The following is a 16,582-nucleotide window of genomic DNA, read 5'->3' on the forward strand; positions in this document are numbered from 1 at the left end:
TTATTAAAAGAATACCTATTTGTAAACAAAACTGCTAGATTATCGTTTCATTTTCCATTCATTTCATGAGCAACTCTAATTCCAGACTCGATTGCTCCTTGCATCCATCCATGTGTTAATGTCGTATGTTCTCCTGCAAAGTGCACTCTACCCGCTGGCGGCGTAATATATGGAAACAATTCAAGCTCTTGCCCTGGTTCAAAAGCTGTAAATGCTCCGCAAGAATACGGATTTTGACTCCAGCTAAAAGATTCTCCCGCAACATACTCACTATAAACCACATTTCCATATATTTGCGCTAAATTTTTCAACGCATAACGAATACGTTCTCTATTCGAGAGACTATCCCACGTTAACGCCTCATCTGCCCACGTATAACTCACTAAAACGATAGCCGCCCCTGGTGTATGAATGCCATAGCTCGGATAATATGTAAAGCGGATAGGTAAATCTGTAATTGACTTACCACCATATTGTCCTGCTCTTTCCCAAAATCTACTTTTAAACTCTATCGCAATTTTAGTTGAAGCAATATAATTTAATTCACGAATTGCCCGCCTTTTATAATAAGAGAATAAATGATATGGCTGAACTTCTACAAATCGCAAAGCTGAAAATGGAATTGTGACAATAGCGATGTCACCAGTTACTATAAATGAATTTAACGTTTGTTCATGTGTTACTTGCATCATCACTTTATTATCTTCCTGTATAATTTTTTCTACTGTATACGACATAAAAATATTATCCTTTAGCTCTGGTAAAAATGAATTTGGTAATGCGTCCATCCCGCCTGTTATCTCATAATATTTCGTCGTTGAAGTGAAAAAGATCATTTCGCGTAATACTTCAATTAAAGACATTCCCATGTATGCTTCCATATCAAGAAGTACTCCGATCATATCTATTGCCCCATCTGAATAATACTCGGTTAAAAATGAACCGAGCGAATATGTTTTATACTTTTTTTCAACAATAATCCAGTTTTTATTAGGATCTTTCTTAATATAATTAAGTATCGGTTCCAATACCTCTAACATTAACCCTTCTGCCGTTTTCCCTCTTTCTTTATCTAAAACTGGATATCCAAGTACACTTGGATCCTTTTCAAACACATCCAATCTCGTTCTTTTGTTATTCGTATAAATTATATCTGAAGAAGTTTTATTAATAAAAAGGTTTAACGGTAGTTTAAATTTACGAATGTAAGCTAAAGTTAAATCATGAGTATCCGGAATACGCATAGGACCTGCGTTAAAATATAATCCTGCGCTAAATGGTTCACGAATCGTATACACTCTGCCACCTATTCTGTTATTTGCTTCTATAATCGTTACCTCATGCCCAGCCTCTTTTAATAAAGTTGCTGCAACTAATCCAGACATCCCTGCACCGGCAACTGTAATCCGTTTGGGTTTGGGGTTATTCGTTTTGGCAAGCCCTTCATGAACAATTTGAAGCATTTGTTCCATCGATAATGGATTCCCCATGCCAATTCCCCTTTTACGAAGGATTTTACTGAATTATATTCGTTTAACAGGATTCCTATGTTTCATTCAAGTAATTGAGCGGATACATTTTCAAATACTTGAATATATTTTATAAAATGTAATAAAATAGATATGAAATTATAGAAGTAAGACGTATTATCTTACATAATAAAATTTATGAAATAGCGAGGAATTTTGAAATGAAAAAAGGTATTAACCGTGTTGTATTAGTAGGAACAGGAGCAGTTGGGTGTAGTTATGCTTACTGCATGATTAACCAAGCTGTAGCTGAAGAATTTGTTTTAGTGGATGTAAATGAAGCAAAAGCTGAAGGAGAAGCAATGGACTTAAGCCATGCCGTTCCTTTCGCACCAGCTCCAACAAAAGTTTGGAAAGGTAGTTATGAAGATTGTAAAGACGCAGATCTTGTTGTAATTACAGCTGGATTGCCACAAAAGCCAGGTGAAACACGTTTAGATTTAGTTGAGAAAAACGCTAAAATTTTCAAGCAAATTGTTCGTAGCATTATGGATAGCGGCTTTGACGGTATCTTCTTAATCGCAACAAACCCTGTAGATATTTTAACTTACGTAACTTGGAAAGAATCTGGATTACCGAAAGAACGCGTAATCGGTTCTGGTACAACTCTTGATTCTGCTCGTTTCCGCTATATGTTAGGTGAGTACTTCGATATTGGACCTCATAACATTCACGCTTATATTATCGGAGAGCACGGTGATACAGAACTTCCGGTGTGGAGTCACGTATCAATTGGTATTCAAAAACTACAAACGCTTCTTGAAAAAGACAACACATATAACCAAAAAGATTTAGATGATATTTTCGTAAACGTTCGTGATGCAGCTTATCACATTATTGAACGAAAAGGTGCTACATACTACGGCATCGGCATGTCACTTTTACGTGTTACGAAAGCAATCTTAAGCAATGAAAACAGCGTATTAACTGTATCAGCATATCTTGAAGGTCAATACGGCCAACAAGATGTTTATATCGGCGTACCTGCTGTTTTAAACCGCGGCGGTGTTCGTGAAATTTTAGAAGTTGAACTAAGTGAAGAGGAAGAATTAAAATTCGATCACTCTGTTCAAGTATTGAAAGAAACAATGGCTCCTGTTCTTTAATCATATTTTCCAATCAAAAAAGCAATCCGATTTATATTGGATTGCTTTTTTATATTTTTATAGTTCCCCCTCAATTTAAACGGTAATATTATCTATAAAAAGGGGTGATTTCATGAATGATTCTTGGACGATTACAATCCTCTTGCTAGCTGTAGCATCCTTAATACTTTTCCTCTTCTTAATCATCAGAACGCTATTTCCAACTAAAAAATATGATAAGAATCTCGGATTGATTCTAATTATTTTAAGCTTGTTAGCAATACCGATAAGTATCTTCCTTGTAGGAGGATGGGCAGGTATGGAAGTTAGTGTAATCGCCGTCTTTATTTTTGCTGCTGTTATTATAGCTTTAATTGCAAATACCTTCATTAAACTACCTCCTCCAAAGAAAAAATAATAAATGACCGATGTTTTCATCAAGAGAAAACATCGGTCATTTTCTATCACTTATTATCTTTAATCGGTTCATCATTATTTACATCAAGTACATCTAATAAAAAGATAAAGATTGGAATCCCAATAATAAGCCCCCATATTCCGAGGAAATGCTCTGAAAAGATAAGAATCATAAATGTATAAAAAACAGGTAAATTCGTTTTTGCAGACATAAATTTTGGATTTAATAAATAACTTTCAAGAGCGTGGATTACTGTAATGAACACTAGTATGTAAACAACATACACAACCCCGCCGACGTTATAGGCAATGATACAAAGTGGAAACAAGGAAATGATAACACCAGCAACTGGAATCAAACCGAGTAGAAAGACCATGACAGCCAATACAAGAAGCTGTGGAAATCCTAAAATGACAAGCGCAATTACAGTGAGCACACAATTTACAACCGCAATTAAAAACTGTGCTTCAATCACTTTTCCGAACGACCTTGCAAACCTTTCACCGAAATATGCAATCTCCTCATAAAAAATTTTCAGCTTACTATCTTTAAATTTCGAAGTAAATGCTATAATGCGTTCTTTTTCTAATAAGAAAAATAAACTTAAAATAAGAGAAAGTAGTATTTGTAAACTGACTTTTCCTATGTTTGCTATCGATTGATAAATGACATCTACACCTTGTTCGATATATTTCGATACTTCCATTCCATTAATTGTCGAAAGTGCATATTTAATTATCTCGTTATCAGGTGGGTTTTGAAAAAACAATTTAAATTGATAAATCAATTGTGAAATTTGTATCGTTAGTACAGGCAAATATTTATATAGTGTAGTTACAATAAACGTCACTAATACAATATATAAACCAGCAATAACCACTTTCCTATTTACTTTTAATTTTTTTGAAATAAACTTTTGAAATCGATCCATCAAAAACGTGAGAATAAACGTAATTAATATTAAATTAATCATACTTTTTAATCCATACAATACAAGCACTAATATTATTAAAACGAGAAACCGTTGAAACCCTCTACTTCGAAAGAAATTTTTCACTTCATTCATTAAAAATTAACCTCCCCCTTCAATGGATGGAAATTGGATATATTACATTTTATGAACTTCTATAGACAATCTTTCTTACTAATTAGGAAGAATCCTTTTTTTCTTTTTTAATGTCTGATTTTTCATCTAATACTTTTCTAAAAACTATTTTTCAACTCTATATTTTAGGAGAACGTCTATTTTTAGATTGCTGTTCATACGCATATCCAATATTAAAAAGTTCTTTTTCACCAAACTGTTTCCCAACAAACACTACACCTACCGGCTGACCATCAGAATCATATCCTGCCGGCACTGCTAATTCTGGATAACCAGCCACAGCTGATAGAAGAACTTCATCGTTATTAATCATCACAAGAGCATCCAAACCTTTTTCTACTAAATACCTATCTAGCTCTTTTCTTGCATTTTCTTGACTCGTTTGAACTATTTTTTCAAACTCATCTTTCGTTATAGCAGATTTCTCAGAACCCTCAATTAATGTTTGTCCATACTTTATTCGTCGTTTACTATCCTTTTTATTAAACGCTATAATCTCTTCTAACGATTTTACTGGCACATTTTTTTGCCGTGAAAGATAATCGTTAACATTATGCTTGAACTCATATTCTAATGTTTGCAGATTATCTACACCCTCGCTGTTTAACTGAACATCATCAGTCAATATTGCACCTGCATCTTCAAGGTCCTTTCTAATCTTTTTCGCTACTGCTTTTCTAATTTCATCTTGTTGTTCTATAGAAAAAAGAATCCCTATCTTTTTCCCTTTTAATCCATCTATCGATAACTCCTTCGTATAATCCATTCTATCTCTATCTTTCATTTTTTCTATCATAGCATCTTTTCCATCATAACCTACCATTGAATTAAATAGCGTTGCTGCATCTTTGACCGTTCTTGCCATTGGCCCTGCTGTATCAAGTGTTTCAGCTAACGGGATAATTCCTGTTCTGCTAACCATACCTAAAGACGGACGTAACCCAACTACTGATTGTTGCGTTGCCGGTGCTACTATGGATCCCGTCGTTTCCGTCCCGATTGCAAGCGGTGCAAAATCAGCTGCAACCACTGTAGCAGATCCTGAACTCGATCCTGATGTATCAAATGTAATCGGGCCATATGGATTTAAATTTTGTCCTTTCTTCCCACTATATCCACTTGGCATTGTAAAAGATAAATAATTCGCCCACTCAGACATATTTGCTTTTCCTAAAACAAACGCCCCTTCTTCTTTCAACTTCTTCACAATCATCGCATCTTCATCTGCAATCCAATCTTTTAATACATAAGTTCCAGCACTTGTCGGCATAACATTCGCTGTTTGTACATTATCTTTTACGATGACAGGAATGCCGTATAAGTTCGATTTCTTATTTAAAAATCTCTCTTTATCTAACTGTCGTGCTTCCTCCATTGCATTAGGATTAATCTCTGTAACAGCATTTAATGATATTCCATTTTGATCATGTTCTTGTATTCTAAAAAGATAAATACTCGTTAATTCTTCATATGATAATTTCCCATCATCAACCATTTTTTGAAGCTCATCCACAGTCGCATTTACAACTTCTTTTTCTTTTATCTTTATATTATCTATGTCGATCCCTTTAAGCTGATTATGTATCGGTTTTAACACTCTGTCTTTATCATATACAATACGCTCAGGTTCCTTTGGAAAATAATTTTTATACACGTAATATCCTCCGGCACACACCAATAGAACAATACCTCCAGCGATAGACAACGTTATCTTTACCCATTTTTTCATGTTGCTTCCTCCACTCTAAAAGTTGCTCATTTATATAAAAAAGAGAGTTACCTTTTACTTAACTCTCTCCAATCAAAATGCTAAATGAAAAAATGAAAGATTTCAATCTAATTACTTTTTTTTTGCATTTGCTTTGCTAACAATTCCTTCACCTGATTATATGTTAACCCTGAATTTTTATTTAAACGTTTCACTTCATCAACATCAGTACCGACAACTGTATATTTTTTCTCATCATTCATGTTCCCACTTCCTTTCTCACCAGATTATTTCTTATATTTCTTCCCTAAATGCACATAAATTAACACCAATACGAATAGGGAAGCTGGACTAAATTAAATAGACGAGACAGATGATATAGTATTCAATAACTAAAAGGAGTTCTGTTGCGTAAGAGGAATAGATAAAAATATCTCGAATTTATATACTTATTGAATTTAAGGACATGGAGGATGCATTTTGAAAACATATGAGTTTAAACATAACATTCCAACATTGGAAGAGTACAAATATTTGTGTGATTCTGTTGGATGGACTAATTATATGAATTTTGAAGTAGCGGATACTTCACTGAAGCATTCTATTCACTGCATCACGGTCAAAGATAATGAAAAAATTGTGGGCATGGGGAGAATTGTTGGTGATGGATCTATCTATTTCTATATTCAAGATATAGTGGTTCATCCGGATTATCAGAAACATGGTATTGGGAAAGAAATAATGCACCTTTTGGTTGCATACTTAAATGAGAATGCCCCTGATAAGGCGTTTGTCGGTTTATTTGCATCACAAGGTAAAGAATCGTTCTATGAAAAATTTGATTTTAAAAATTACTCACCAAACATGACGGGGATGTTTACTGTCATTTCAAAAACATGATAGATTTTTAATTGTAGGGAAAACTTCGATTCATATGAAAGAAATTATTCTTGCAGTAACTTTTTCCACAATCGCATTTAAACATTACATACGAAAGGAGAGTACATATATAGCTATATATGTACTCTCCTTTCATTTATTTAACTCTGTATATATTAAATTTCTTAATAAAATTTCACTACATCTTCAGTAGGTAAGAATGTTCTTTCCCCTGGTTGTTCATTTGGCTCACCAAATGGCATTTGTCCTACTAAACTCCACTCCGCTGGAATATTCCATGTTTCTTTCACTTCAGCATCTACGATTGGATTGTAATGTTGTAATGATGCGCCAATTCCTTCAGCTGATAATAACATCCATACAGTATGTTGTAACATTGCATTACCTTGATGAGACCAGAATGGGAATTGATCTTTATATAACGGTGCATTTTCTTGCATTTTTTCTACAGTTGCTTGATCTTCAAAGAATAAAACGGTACCTACACCTGCATGGAAACCTTTTAGTCTTTCTACAGTCGCTTCAAAGTTTTCTGCTGGTACGCGTGATCTAAGCGTTTCTTTTACGATATCCCAAAACTTTTCATGCTCTCCATCCATTAATACAACCATACGGCCACTTTGCATATTGAAAGAAGTTGGTGCATGTAAAGCTGTTTTTAATACTTCTTCAATTCTTTCCTTTGTAATTGTAGCGTTTTTTGTTACTTTACGAATTGAACGACGGTTCACGATTGCTTCTTTTAAGTTTGTTGTAGTTGCTGACATTTTAATTCCTCCAAATATATGTTTTATTATTTTTATTTAAACAAATCAATTTGAGTCTTTCATGCAAGACGAATTAGCAATATCCATCCGCCTTACATTGCATACCTTCAAATGAATTTGTTTTATCCTTTTCGATTTCTTTATCAATTACTCTTTCTAGCGTTTCTTTACTAGCAAGTCCTTGAATGACTTCATCTCCAATCATTACAGTTGGTACCGCCATAATATTCGCTTCATCATATGCATGTTGAATCGCTTCTTGATGTTTTTCTTTATATTTACGAGTTACTAAAGCATCTTTAAATTCTGCTTCAGGAAGCCCTACTTCTACCGCTAATTTCGTTAATACATCAATATCTTCAATGTTTTGCTCTTCTTGGAAAAACGCAGTAAATACTCGGTGATGATACTCATTTCCAAGTCCACGCTCTTTCGCAAATTGGCACCCTTCAAAAGCTAAATGTGTATATGGATGCGGAGAAACACGTGGCAGACGCATTTCAACCCCTAATTTTTTTGCAGTAGGAAGAATGAAAGAATCCCATGAGCCTAACTTATCTGGCTCGTTCCAAGGATCTATTTTAGAATATGGGCTTGGACGCAATTCAAATGGCATCCATTCGATTTCTACATCTTTCTCTTTCGCTACTTCATCTAATGGACCTTTTGCTAAAAAGCAAAACGGGCATATAAAATCTGAGTATACTTTCATTTTCACAGTCATATTATTTGCACCTTACCTTCTTTTTATTTTTAGATGTAACCGAAACGGTTACAATTTTGAGAAAAAAATATGCATTCCCTTTTAGAGACTTGCAATTATCATATTATGCATTCATTTTTTGTTGTAAAGATTCAAATAACTGCCCCATCGTAATATTTCTCAACACTTCTTCCATCGCAGATTGCGCCTGAACTAAAATAACCTCTAAAACAGCTTGAATATTCGCCCCAATTGGACAGTCTGGATTCGGTTTTTCATGAATGTGAAATAGTTTGTCTTCTTCCACTACATTCACTGCATGATACACATCTAATAATGTGATTTCATGTAAATCCTTTAATAATCCCGCGCCACCCGGACCGCGTTTGACGTATACAAACTCAGCTTGTTTCAAGTAAGACGTTATTTTTCGAATTACTACCGGATTTGTATTTACACTTTCGGCCATATAGTCCGAAGTACAAACTGAAGATGGATTGTTTTTCAAAATAGATAAAATATGAACAGCTATAGAAAAGCGGCTACTAATTTTCATTGTGATTACCACCTCGATGTAATCATTATAGTTACAACTAGAGTATAAGTCAATCCTTTTTACAAATTTTTTAAAGCAAATAAAAAAGTGCCCCATTACAATATATGAGACACCTCTTCTTATTCTGCAAACAAGCCTTGAAATTCTTCAATAAATAGCTGCACAGCGATTGAAGAATCCTTTAATGAAGGAACAGCTAAAGCAATTTCTCTCCATACTTGTGGTTCCAATTCTCTCGTTTGTATATTCTTTGGTAAACTCGTTAAAGATAACTCAGCCAAAATTGCGATTCCTAATCCTTCTTGAATCATATTTAAAGCTGTTGTAACTGTGGAAATTATATATTCAGCCCGAAGTGGTACGTTCGCTTGTTTAAACATATCGATAATAGGTGGTTCGTACCCACCCTTACATAATATGATCGGTTCATTCTCTAAATCACCTATTTTAATAGAATCGTTCTTACAAAGAGGATGATCCTCTCTTAAGACAACAACCATTTTCCCCTTCGTTAAGGGCACGATCTCCATATCTTTATTAGGCAAGATAACAATTCCTATATCAACAACCCTCGATACTAACCAATCTTCAACTTCTTTAATCGTGCCTTCACAAAGAACGACTTCTAAGTTCGGATACTTCTCCTTAAAAAGATTTATCATTTTGGGTAAGAAATGTGCAGAAGCACTCGGAAAACTCCCAATTCGAATCGTCCCAACTTCGTGCCCTTTCTCCATCGCTACTTCTTGTTCAATCTTCTCAACGCCGTTTAAGATTTCTCTAATATGTACAAGAATTCTATTTCCAACATCCGTAACGATTAGCCCTTTTCGTTTATCGCGTATAAGAATGGTAACGCCTAACTCTGACTCAATGCTTGAAATCGCATGACTTACAGCTGGCTGTGTCATATTTAACATCCCGGCAGCCTTCGTAAAACTCCCTAATTCAACCGTTTTAATTAAAACTTGAAGTTGTGTAATGGTCATAACTAATCACTTATACTCCTTATAAAAAAGATTCATTTTATTTATCATAGTCGATATCATATCATAGTGAAATGGAATACAACAAGGAGGGATTACAGTGACACAGCTTTCTCGAACTAAGACGGCCATAATCCTTACATTTCTCGTTATTATGTGGGGAATTAATTGGCCGTTATCAAAATTCGCTCTGCATTACACACCACCCGTACTCTTTGCAGGGATTAGAACATTAATAGGAGGATTTATCTTACTTACTTTCGCATTACCGAGATACAAACAATTAAATTTAAAGGAAACTTGGCATTTATACTTTATTTCATCTTTACTCAATATTATTTTGTTTTACGGACTACAAACTGTCGGACTTCAGTATATGCCCGCCGGACTCTTCTCCGCAATCGTATTTCTCCAACCTGTCTTACTCGGCATTTTCTCATGGATTTGGCTTGAAGAGGCAATGTATGGCTTGAAAATTTTCGGACTTATTCTTGGATTTATTGGTGTAGGGGTTATTAGCTCTAGTAGTTTAACTGGACATATTTCTATTATCGGTGTTCTACTTGCTTTAGGCTGTGCCATCGGCTGGGCACTCGGCACAGTATTTATTAAGAAAACTGGACACCGCGTTAATGCCATTTGGATGGTAACACTTCAGCTTATTATTGGCGGCCTTTGCTTAATCGGATTTGGTTCAGAATTTGAAAGCTGGTCTAACATCGCTTGGAGTATACCATTTGTAAGTGTACTACTATTCATCTCATTCTTTGTTATTGCAATGGGATGGCTCGCTTACTTTACACTTGTAGGAGCTGGTGAGGCAAGTAAAGTTGGGGCTTATACGTTCCTTATCCCACTGATCGCTATCATTGTAAGCTCTATTTTCTTACATGAGGCCATTACAATTAGCTTATTCATCGGACTTTTATTTATTGTGGTGAGTATTTGTTTTGTAAATATAAAGCCGAAAACACTTGCTGTAAGGCAGCAAGTTGAAGTGAAATAAATAGATATGAGAAAGAGTTTACCACTTGTAGGCTCTTTCTTTTTTACCATTTTATGAGTACAGTCACTTAACATCTTAGAAAAAGGAAAATTTTTCTTTTTTATTGTATGATGGTAATAAAGTAGAAAATATTATCTCTAATACATATGGATGGACTAACAATTCTAATCATAAGGGGGAATTATATGGTTTTACAGTATAAAGAATTTGGAGATTCAAGCTCTCCACTTATGGTTTTTATTCATGGGGGCGGAGTCAGTGGATGGATGTGGGACAAACAAATTAAACATTTCACTAACTTTCACTGCCTTGTTCCTGATTTACCCGAGCAAGGGGAAAATAGTAGTAAGGATCATTTTTCAATACACTTTAGTGCTGAAAAAATCATTGAATTAGTTGAAGAAAAAGGACAAGGCGAAACTGTTATAGTAATCGGCTTTTCGTTAGGTGCTCAAGTATTAATTGCAATGCTCAGCATGAAACCAAACTTAATTCAATACGCTATGATAAATAGCGCATTAGTTAAACCAATTCCTTTCGCTAAAACATTAATAAGATCCCTTGGCTTAACCTATCCACTTATAAAGAGTAAGACGTTTTCCAAAATACAAGCAAAATCAATGTACATAGATGAAACACAATTTGATAACTATTATCATGAAAGTTGTCAAATAAGTAAAAATACATTTGTGAGGATATTAGAAGAAAATATGTCGTTTACAATACCAAAAAGTTTCGAGAATGCTAGTAGCAATATATTAGTGACTGTTGGAGAAAACGAAAAAAGAATCATGAAAGACTCGATGACTGCAATCCTTGAAAGCAATCCTACTTGCACAGGTATTATCATTCCTAAAATCGGTCATGGAATCCCTTTAGAAAATCCCAAACTATTTAATACTTTAATTGAAAACTGGCTTAAGCATGATAACCTACCAGAAGAAGTAATGACAGTCAATTGAGTTCCTTATCTTAATAAACCATGTTGTATTTATAGCTCTAATCCCCTCGAAGCTGCTTAATCTCAAAATTTTATTAACAAAGGTCTCATTACTTTCAATGAGACCTTTCAATGAGACCTACTTTTTACGACGTACTACAAAAACACACGTACCTACGGAAGATACAATCGCTAAAACTGATAAGACAATTGCTATTGTTTGCATATTACTTGTACCTTCATTTTTTTCCACACTAGATACTTCACCATGTTCTCCTGTTAATGATGTACCTTTTGCAATCGTAGTAAGTGAATGGGGCTTTTCAGCTTTCTCATCGCCTGTCCATTCAACAATTTCTCCATCTTTATATTGTTGATATGCATTCCAAGCTATTTGTTGCTCTTTATCTGGATTTTTAGCAACGAAAGTAAATCGTTGGAACTGACCAGGTAAAATCCCTTCTCCTGTTGCTTCCCATATTACAGTTTTAACTTTTCCAGCTGCATCTTTTTGTTCTTCCACTTTCCACCCTGGCACTGGCTCGTACTGTTGAAACTCGACTCCAGACGGTATTTTCAGTGTGACTTTTGTTGTTGCCATATTCTTTTCAACAGGTACCTTTATTGTATAAGTCTCCCAAGAGCTAACGTCAGAAGTTGCTGGTTTCACAGTTACGTGAGCACTAACAGGTAACGAAAAAATCCCCATTGCAATTATTGTTGCGATCATTGTTGTTCCTAATTTTTTTATACGTTTCATTTTCTATAAACTCCTTTTCATTTATAACGTCTTTTTTATCTGCCACCTACAATAAATTTATAATCCGTATCGAAACTATCAAGAGATTTTGTTAATCCGTGAACTTGTATATTCCAGTTTCCTGTCATATTAATATACATACCTTCCGCTTCATATTCTCCCGGTGACACTGCCGAAACTTTAAATGAACCTTTGCCCATATTCATATCTAAAGATTGAGTCGTCAATACAATTTGTTCCATATCAGTAACAGGCTGTCCATTCTCATCCTTCAAAGTAATATGAAATGTATTCTGTCCTACCTTATTAGGACTTACATGTAAAGTAAGTTCATATCCATTATCTAATTGTTTACTCTCTGTAAAAGGTCCCGTAGGAGGCATCGGCGGCGTTTGTACATTTGTCATAAACGCTACGATTACAAAAACGATAATTCCAATGATAAACTCTACTTTCACCGTAGCTCCTAACCTTTGCTGCGCTCGCATTCTCCCTTTCACATAATGAATAATTCCCAATATCCCCATACACACGAATAAAAGTATTTTTGCTAATAAGGCCAATCCATACTTCGTATCAAATAGGGAATGGATCGTGGGAATAAAAAATGTACTGTTAAAAAGACCCGTTAATAAAATCACAATGACAGCACCTGTTGCCCATGGCGAAAAACGCTTAATCGCATCCCAATACATAGTCCACTTGTCATCCTCTTTACGTAACAGAAGAACAATCGATGATAGCCCCCCCATCCATAACGAAGCTGCGAATAAATGCAGAAAGTCCATAACGACAGCAATTTCTTTAAACTTTAATCCATATGCATGACTATTGAAGGCTTTCATAACAAGTAAACCAATAAACAATAGTATTGGAATGCTCCATACTTTAAACGACGAAAGCTTCTCACGCTTCACTGCAAAATATGTAACAATCATCAGCATACTAATAAGAGCCATTTGAGTGATCCATACATAACGAAAAACAGATAGTTGTAATGTTTCTTTTAATAATATAGGATTGAATGCTTCTAACCACGAAACATCAGCATTTATTTTCGCCTGCAATGGTAGATTGAATAGTAAACTAATAAATATCCCAAATAATGATATCCATATTATTTTCTTACTCCTCGACTGAACTTGACTTGCACTTCCTTTATAAAGGATAAGGTTAAATAATAGAACACCGATAAATAGAGAAAAACTTGTATATAAAATTCCGCGTTCCATAATCATATCGATTTGGGGAACATAGCCCATCTCTTCTACTTTTATATCATCTGTTCCCGCTTCTGCTAGTCCAATACGGAATGGAATAACTCCTTGAATTGGATGTCCATCAGCTGAAATAGCTTTCCACTGAATAGAGTAAAGACCATTTTTGAGATTCTCTTTTAACCCAGCTTCTAATGATTTTTTGTTTTTCGTATCAATATGAGCATCTTTTAAATCTACTCTTTGACCTGAGGTATCTCTTACGAACAATGTATTAAAACTTGAAACTTGTATGTCCTCATCGAATTCAATTTTCACAATAGATGGTGCTTTCTTCAACGTTTCATTTTCAGTAGGATTTGATTTCACAACGTACGCATGAGCGGATGTGCTTTTTGGTATGAATATAATAAACACGCACGTAATTAATAGCCATGCCCCTAACCTTCGTATTACTTTCACAATCATTTCACTTCTTTCTTTTTCGTCACTACACTTTCATTACTTTTTACTTCCCAAGTTTTATTTCTTGATAAAATATTAACCTGATTAAGTATAAGGATTTATTTAGTATCACTCTCTATTTATTCCTCACCTCTATACTTCCAATATAATAGTAGCTACCTTCATAGATATTACTAATATTTTTAAAGTTGATTATCATTATAGCATAAAATATATTTATGTAAGTTCCCTAAGAAGAAAAGTTATCGTGAATCATTTGTGAAGAAAATGTGAAATACATAAAGTGAAACTTTAATCAGTGGGACTTTTACGGGCATTCGATCTCCCACCTAACTCCCTCGCATTCTCCGACTTTTGAAGCGGGAATCTTATTGCCAACAAATAGCGGGATAAATAAAAAAGGTATTACGTTATTACGCAACACCCTTTCTCCATAATACACTTCCTTTACTTCTCTTCCGGATAATCACAATAATTAATGATCGTGCCCTCTGTATCCGCTAGGTTAAGATAAATTAATCTTCTACCATGCTTATTCATTCGAGGTGTATGCTCTTCCATTCAAATACCTTGTTCTTTAAATATGTTGTGTTTCAACACATTCTTTCCCTATTTTTAAATTTCATTTTCTTTTTTAGGGTTCATTTCAATTATTTTTAACAGCTGTTGTACCCTTTTATCATATGTATGTTCGATTAGCGTTCTCTTCAGCCCTTCCATCGCAATTTTCTTTCTTTGTGCCGGGTTCGATAAATATCTTTCAGCTTTCTCTATAAAATCAACCGCTGAGGTAAATGTCTCAATTTGTACCCCTGGAATATAACACTTTTCTAAATCTGAACGAATATCCGTCATTTGAAAAGAACCTGTACTAGCTATTTCGAATGTACGATTATTAATAGAACAAGCATTTACTTTTACTCTATTTCTATTAAATGTTAAATCCTCTATCGAGCGATGTATATTCATGTTGATTTTACTTTTTTTGTAATTTCCTATACTGTTTTCGTAAACCAAAAATGGTAAAAGTAAAATTTTATCCTTCAATAACTCATAACTTTTTAGTCTATCCCAATTACAACCTATAATTAGAGTGTTTTTAGTCACTAAGTACTCTGCAATTGAATCAATAAATGCGAGCCGATTATCAAAAGCAGTCCCTATGAAACTAATATCAAATATGTATTCCTCTTCCCTAAGTATCGGCGTATATGCAGGAGGTTCTGCTGCTAAAGGCAAATAATATACATTATCACAACCTAAATCTTTATAAAAATCAATACATCCTGTATCTTGCGTAAACACATAATCATAATCAAGCACTAAGTTTTTCGTCACATCTGTAAAGTAAGGGTCATCTGTAAGCCAGAGTGCAGTTTTAAAGTTGTATTGTTTTAAATCTTGAATTCCCTTAATTATCCCTTCTTCAAAACCATGAAATACAATAATGAGTGCCGGTTTTATCTTTAAAGCCGTTTTCACCAAGTTTTCGTATGTTACCATCGTTACATTACGAATTGCCTTTTTCAAACTATTATATATAGATTCCTCTAGCACCGGAAAATAGACAGGAACACTAGATGTAACAAATAATACGTTAAAATTTTCAGCACTATTTGAAATCTCCACAGATAACCACTCTCCAATACATGAAATTCACAATTTATATTATATGTATTGCATAAAATATATAGTTGGTTATAAAGCACCCTTTTTCTTTCATATATTACTGTGCAAAATGAGGATTGCTTACCCTATAGTCGGCTCCATTTGCTCGCAAATACTAAAAAAAATCATGCCCACTCCTACAGGATAGTGGATAGCTTCTCATAATATATATTCAACATTCCGAAATACTTTCGTCGAAATATTGAAAAGTATACAAATAAAAAGGCGTTACATTAGTACGTAACACCTTTCACAAAAATACACTTCCTTTATTTCACTTCCGGATAATCACAATATTCAATAATCGTCCCTTCCGTATCAGCTGGGTTAAGGTAAATTAATCGTCTACCATGCTTATTGATGCGAAGCGTATGTTCTAACGTTCGAATCCCTTGTTCCTTTAATTCTTCTAAAGCTACATCTAAATCGTCTACACGATACGCAACATGATGGACACCTTTCCCTTTTTGCTTTATAAATCGTGCTATTGGAGAAGTTGTATTATTCGTTGGCGCAAGTAATTCGATTCTATCACCATCAACTTCAAGAATAGCTACTTCGCTTTCAACACCAGGTGCTTCACTTACGTATCGATCTATTAAATTTCCTGATAAAACCTTTTCATAAAAATGTATCGTACTATCTATATCACGAACTGCGATCCCGATATGGTCAATTGTTTTTTTCATCTTATTTCCCCTACTACTTTATTTTTTCTATTCTTATCAATAGTAACAAAAAAAGTTATAGAATCAAATTCTATAACTTT

General features: G+C 34.4%; 17 protein-coding genes and 1 pseudogene. 5 read left to right on the forward strand and 13 right to left on the reverse strand.

The annotated features are described in order from the left end of the window. Nucleotides 1-47 precede the first annotated feature (47 nt). A complete protein-coding gene (locus MR155_RS06280; RefSeq protein WP_242308716.1) occupies nucleotides 48-1,490 on the reverse strand; it encodes a flavin monoamine oxidase family protein in 1,443 nt (480 codons plus the stop codon). A gap of 200 nt (nucleotides 1,491-1,690) precedes the next feature. Between MR155_RS06280 and MR155_RS06285 the strand changes: the two genes are divergently transcribed. Further along, a complete protein-coding gene (locus tag MR155_RS06285) occupies nucleotides 1,691-2,635 on the forward strand; it encodes an L-lactate dehydrogenase (protein WP_002012312.1) in 945 nt (314 codons plus the stop codon). A gap of 112 nt (nucleotides 2,636-2,747) precedes the next feature. Next, complete coding sequence (locus tag MR155_RS06290) at nucleotides 2,748-3,032, forward strand: YesK-like family protein (protein ID WP_242308719.1); 285 nt, start codon at nucleotides 2,748-2,750, stop codon at nucleotides 3,030-3,032. A gap of 46 nt (nucleotides 3,033-3,078) precedes the next feature. On the opposite strand, the gene MR155_RS06295 is transcribed toward MR155_RS06290, so the two are convergent. From MR155_RS06295 to MR155_RS31755, 3 genes are all read right to left on the reverse strand, one after another. Beyond that, nucleotides 3,079-4,098, reverse strand: coding sequence for an AI-2E family transporter (locus MR155_RS06295; RefSeq protein ID WP_002031308.1), 1,020 nt, complete (start codon nucleotides 4,096-4,098; stop codon nucleotides 3,079-3,081). A 157-nt stretch (nucleotides 4,099-4,255) separates the two neighbouring features. Further along, a complete protein-coding gene (locus MR155_RS06300; RefSeq protein ID WP_002141334.1) occupies nucleotides 4,256-5,866 on the reverse strand; it encodes an amidase family protein in 1,611 nt (536 codons plus the stop codon). A gap of 107 nt (nucleotides 5,867-5,973) precedes the next feature. Then, the gene (locus MR155_RS31755; protein ID WP_002012306.1) at nucleotides 5,974-6,108 is read right to left on the reverse strand and encodes a hypothetical protein; all 135 of its coding nucleotides are present in this window, start codon (nucleotides 6,106-6,108) and stop codon (nucleotides 5,974-5,976) included. A 217-nt stretch (nucleotides 6,109-6,325) separates the two neighbouring features. Here MR155_RS31755 and MR155_RS06305 point away from each other — a divergent pair, with 217 nt between their 5' ends. After that, complete coding sequence (locus MR155_RS06305) at nucleotides 6,326-6,745, forward strand: GNAT family N-acetyltransferase (protein ID WP_002031303.1); 420 nt, start codon at nucleotides 6,326-6,328, stop codon at nucleotides 6,743-6,745. A 164-nt stretch (nucleotides 6,746-6,909) separates the two neighbouring features. Here MR155_RS06305 and MR155_RS06310 read toward each other — a convergent pair whose 3' ends face one another. The 4 genes from MR155_RS06310 to MR155_RS06325 form a co-directional block, all read right to left on the reverse strand. After that, nucleotides 6,910-7,512: a nitroreductase family protein gene (locus tag MR155_RS06310; protein WP_002012304.1), complete on the reverse strand. Its 603-nt coding sequence runs from the start codon at nucleotides 7,510-7,512 to the stop codon at nucleotides 6,910-6,912. Nucleotides 7,513-7,585: 73 nt separating this feature from the next. Further along, nucleotides 7,586-8,236: a DsbA family oxidoreductase gene (locus tag MR155_RS06315; protein WP_002012302.1), complete on the reverse strand. Its 651-nt coding sequence runs from the start codon at nucleotides 8,234-8,236 to the stop codon at nucleotides 7,586-7,588. A 103-nt stretch (nucleotides 8,237-8,339) separates the two neighbouring features. Next, nucleotides 8,340-8,771 (reverse strand): Rrf2 family transcriptional regulator, encoded by a 432-nt coding sequence (locus MR155_RS06320; protein WP_002012300.1) that lies wholly within the window; start codon nucleotides 8,769-8,771, stop codon nucleotides 8,340-8,342. A gap of 119 nt (nucleotides 8,772-8,890) precedes the next feature. Then, the gene (locus MR155_RS06325) at nucleotides 8,891-9,760 is read right to left on the reverse strand and encodes a LysR family transcriptional regulator (protein ID WP_242308729.1); all 870 of its coding nucleotides are present in this window, start codon (nucleotides 9,758-9,760) and stop codon (nucleotides 8,891-8,893) included. A 97-nt stretch (nucleotides 9,761-9,857) separates the two neighbouring features. On the opposite strand from MR155_RS06325, the gene MR155_RS06330 reads away from it, so the two are divergent. After that, complete coding sequence (locus tag MR155_RS06330) at nucleotides 9,858-10,763, forward strand: DMT family transporter (RefSeq protein WP_242308738.1); 906 nt, start codon at nucleotides 9,858-9,860, stop codon at nucleotides 10,761-10,763. Between the two features lie 185 nt (nucleotides 10,764-10,948). Continuing rightward, on the forward strand, nucleotides 10,949-11,725 hold the full coding sequence (locus MR155_RS06335; RefSeq protein ID WP_242308747.1) for an alpha/beta fold hydrolase: 777 nt from the start codon (nucleotides 10,949-10,951) through the stop codon (nucleotides 11,723-11,725). A 117-nt stretch (nucleotides 11,726-11,842) separates the two neighbouring features. Here the strand turns inward: MR155_RS06335 and MR155_RS06340 are convergent, their stop codons facing one another. The 5 genes and pseudogenes from MR155_RS06340 to MR155_RS06360 form a co-directional block, all read right to left on the reverse strand. Next, on the reverse strand, nucleotides 11,843-12,463 hold the full coding sequence (locus MR155_RS06340; protein WP_002126863.1) for a YcnI family copper-binding membrane protein: 621 nt from the start codon (nucleotides 12,461-12,463) through the stop codon (nucleotides 11,843-11,845). Between the two features lie 35 nt (nucleotides 12,464-12,498). Further along, a complete protein-coding gene (locus MR155_RS06345; protein WP_242308748.1) occupies nucleotides 12,499-14,148 on the reverse strand; it encodes a copper resistance CopC/CopD family protein in 1,650 nt (549 codons plus the stop codon). A gap of 444 nt (nucleotides 14,149-14,592) precedes the next feature. Next, nucleotides 14,593-14,700: pseudogene (locus MR155_RS06350) on the reverse strand (glyoxalase); the annotation flags it as partial. A 60-nt stretch (nucleotides 14,701-14,760) separates the two neighbouring features. Next, complete coding sequence (locus MR155_RS06355; RefSeq protein ID WP_088039213.1) at nucleotides 14,761-15,774, reverse strand: CgeB family protein; 1,014 nt, start codon at nucleotides 15,772-15,774, stop codon at nucleotides 14,761-14,763. A 308-nt stretch (nucleotides 15,775-16,082) separates the two neighbouring features. Then, nucleotides 16,083-16,502: a VOC family protein gene (locus MR155_RS06360; protein WP_242308765.1), complete on the reverse strand. Its 420-nt coding sequence runs from the start codon at nucleotides 16,500-16,502 to the stop codon at nucleotides 16,083-16,085. Between the last annotated feature and the right edge of the window lie 80 nt (nucleotides 16,503-16,582).

It is taken from the genome of Bacillus cereus group sp. BfR-BA-01331 (genome assembly GCF_022663915.1).
Taxonomy (GTDB): domain Bacteria; phylum Bacillota; class Bacilli; order Bacillales; family Bacillaceae_G; genus Bacillus_A; species Bacillus_A mycoides.

What these genes read in the sequence shown, in the direction of transcription:
- MR155_RS06280 (WP_242308716.1), bottom strand. Translation starts at nt 1,490, where the DNA reads ATGGGGAATCCATTATCGATGGAACAAATGCTTCAAATTGTTCATGAA.
- MR155_RS06285 (WP_002012312.1), top strand. Translation starts at nt 1,691, where the DNA reads ATGAAAAAAGGTATTAACCGTGTTGTATTAGTAGGAACAGGAGCAGTT.
- MR155_RS06290 (WP_242308719.1), top strand. Translation starts at nt 2,748, where the DNA reads ATGAATGATTCTTGGACGATTACAATCCTCTTGCTAGCTGTAGCATCC.
- MR155_RS06295 (WP_002031308.1), bottom strand. Translation starts at nt 4,098, where the DNA reads ATGAATGAAGTGAAAAATTTCTTTCGAAGTAGAGGGTTTCAACGGTTT.
- MR155_RS06300 (WP_002141334.1), bottom strand. Translation starts at nt 5,866, where the DNA reads ATGAAAAAATGGGTAAAGATAACGTTGTCTATCGCTGGAGGTATTGTT.
- MR155_RS31755 (WP_002012306.1), bottom strand. Translation starts at nt 6,108, where the DNA reads ATGAATGATGAGAAAAAATATACAGTTGTCGGTACTGATGTTGATGAA.
- MR155_RS06310 (WP_002012304.1), bottom strand. Translation starts at nt 7,512, where the DNA reads ATGTCAGCAACTACAACAAACTTAAAAGAAGCAATCGTGAACCGTCGT.
- MR155_RS06315 (WP_002012302.1), bottom strand. Translation starts at nt 8,236, where the DNA reads ATGACTGTGAAAATGAAAGTATACTCAGATTTTATATGCCCGTTTTGC.
- MR155_RS06320 (WP_002012300.1), bottom strand. Translation starts at nt 8,771, where the DNA reads ATGAAAATTAGTAGCCGCTTTTCTATAGCTGTTCATATTTTATCTATT.
- MR155_RS06325 (WP_242308729.1), bottom strand. Translation starts at nt 9,760, where the DNA reads ATGACCATTACACAACTTCAAGTTTTAATTAAAACGGTTGAATTAGGG.
- MR155_RS06335 (WP_242308747.1), top strand. Translation starts at nt 10,949, where the DNA reads ATGGTTTTACAGTATAAAGAATTTGGAGATTCAAGCTCTCCACTTATG.
- MR155_RS06340 (WP_002126863.1), bottom strand. Translation starts at nt 12,463, where the DNA reads ATGAAACGTATAAAAAAATTAGGAACAACAATGATCGCAACAATAATT.
- MR155_RS06345 (WP_242308748.1), bottom strand. Translation starts at nt 14,148, where the DNA reads ATGATTGTGAAAGTAATACGAAGGTTAGGGGCATGGCTATTAATTACG.
- MR155_RS06360 (WP_242308765.1), bottom strand. Translation starts at nt 16,502, where the DNA reads ATGAAAAAAACAATTGACCATATCGGGATCGCAGTTCGTGATATAGAT.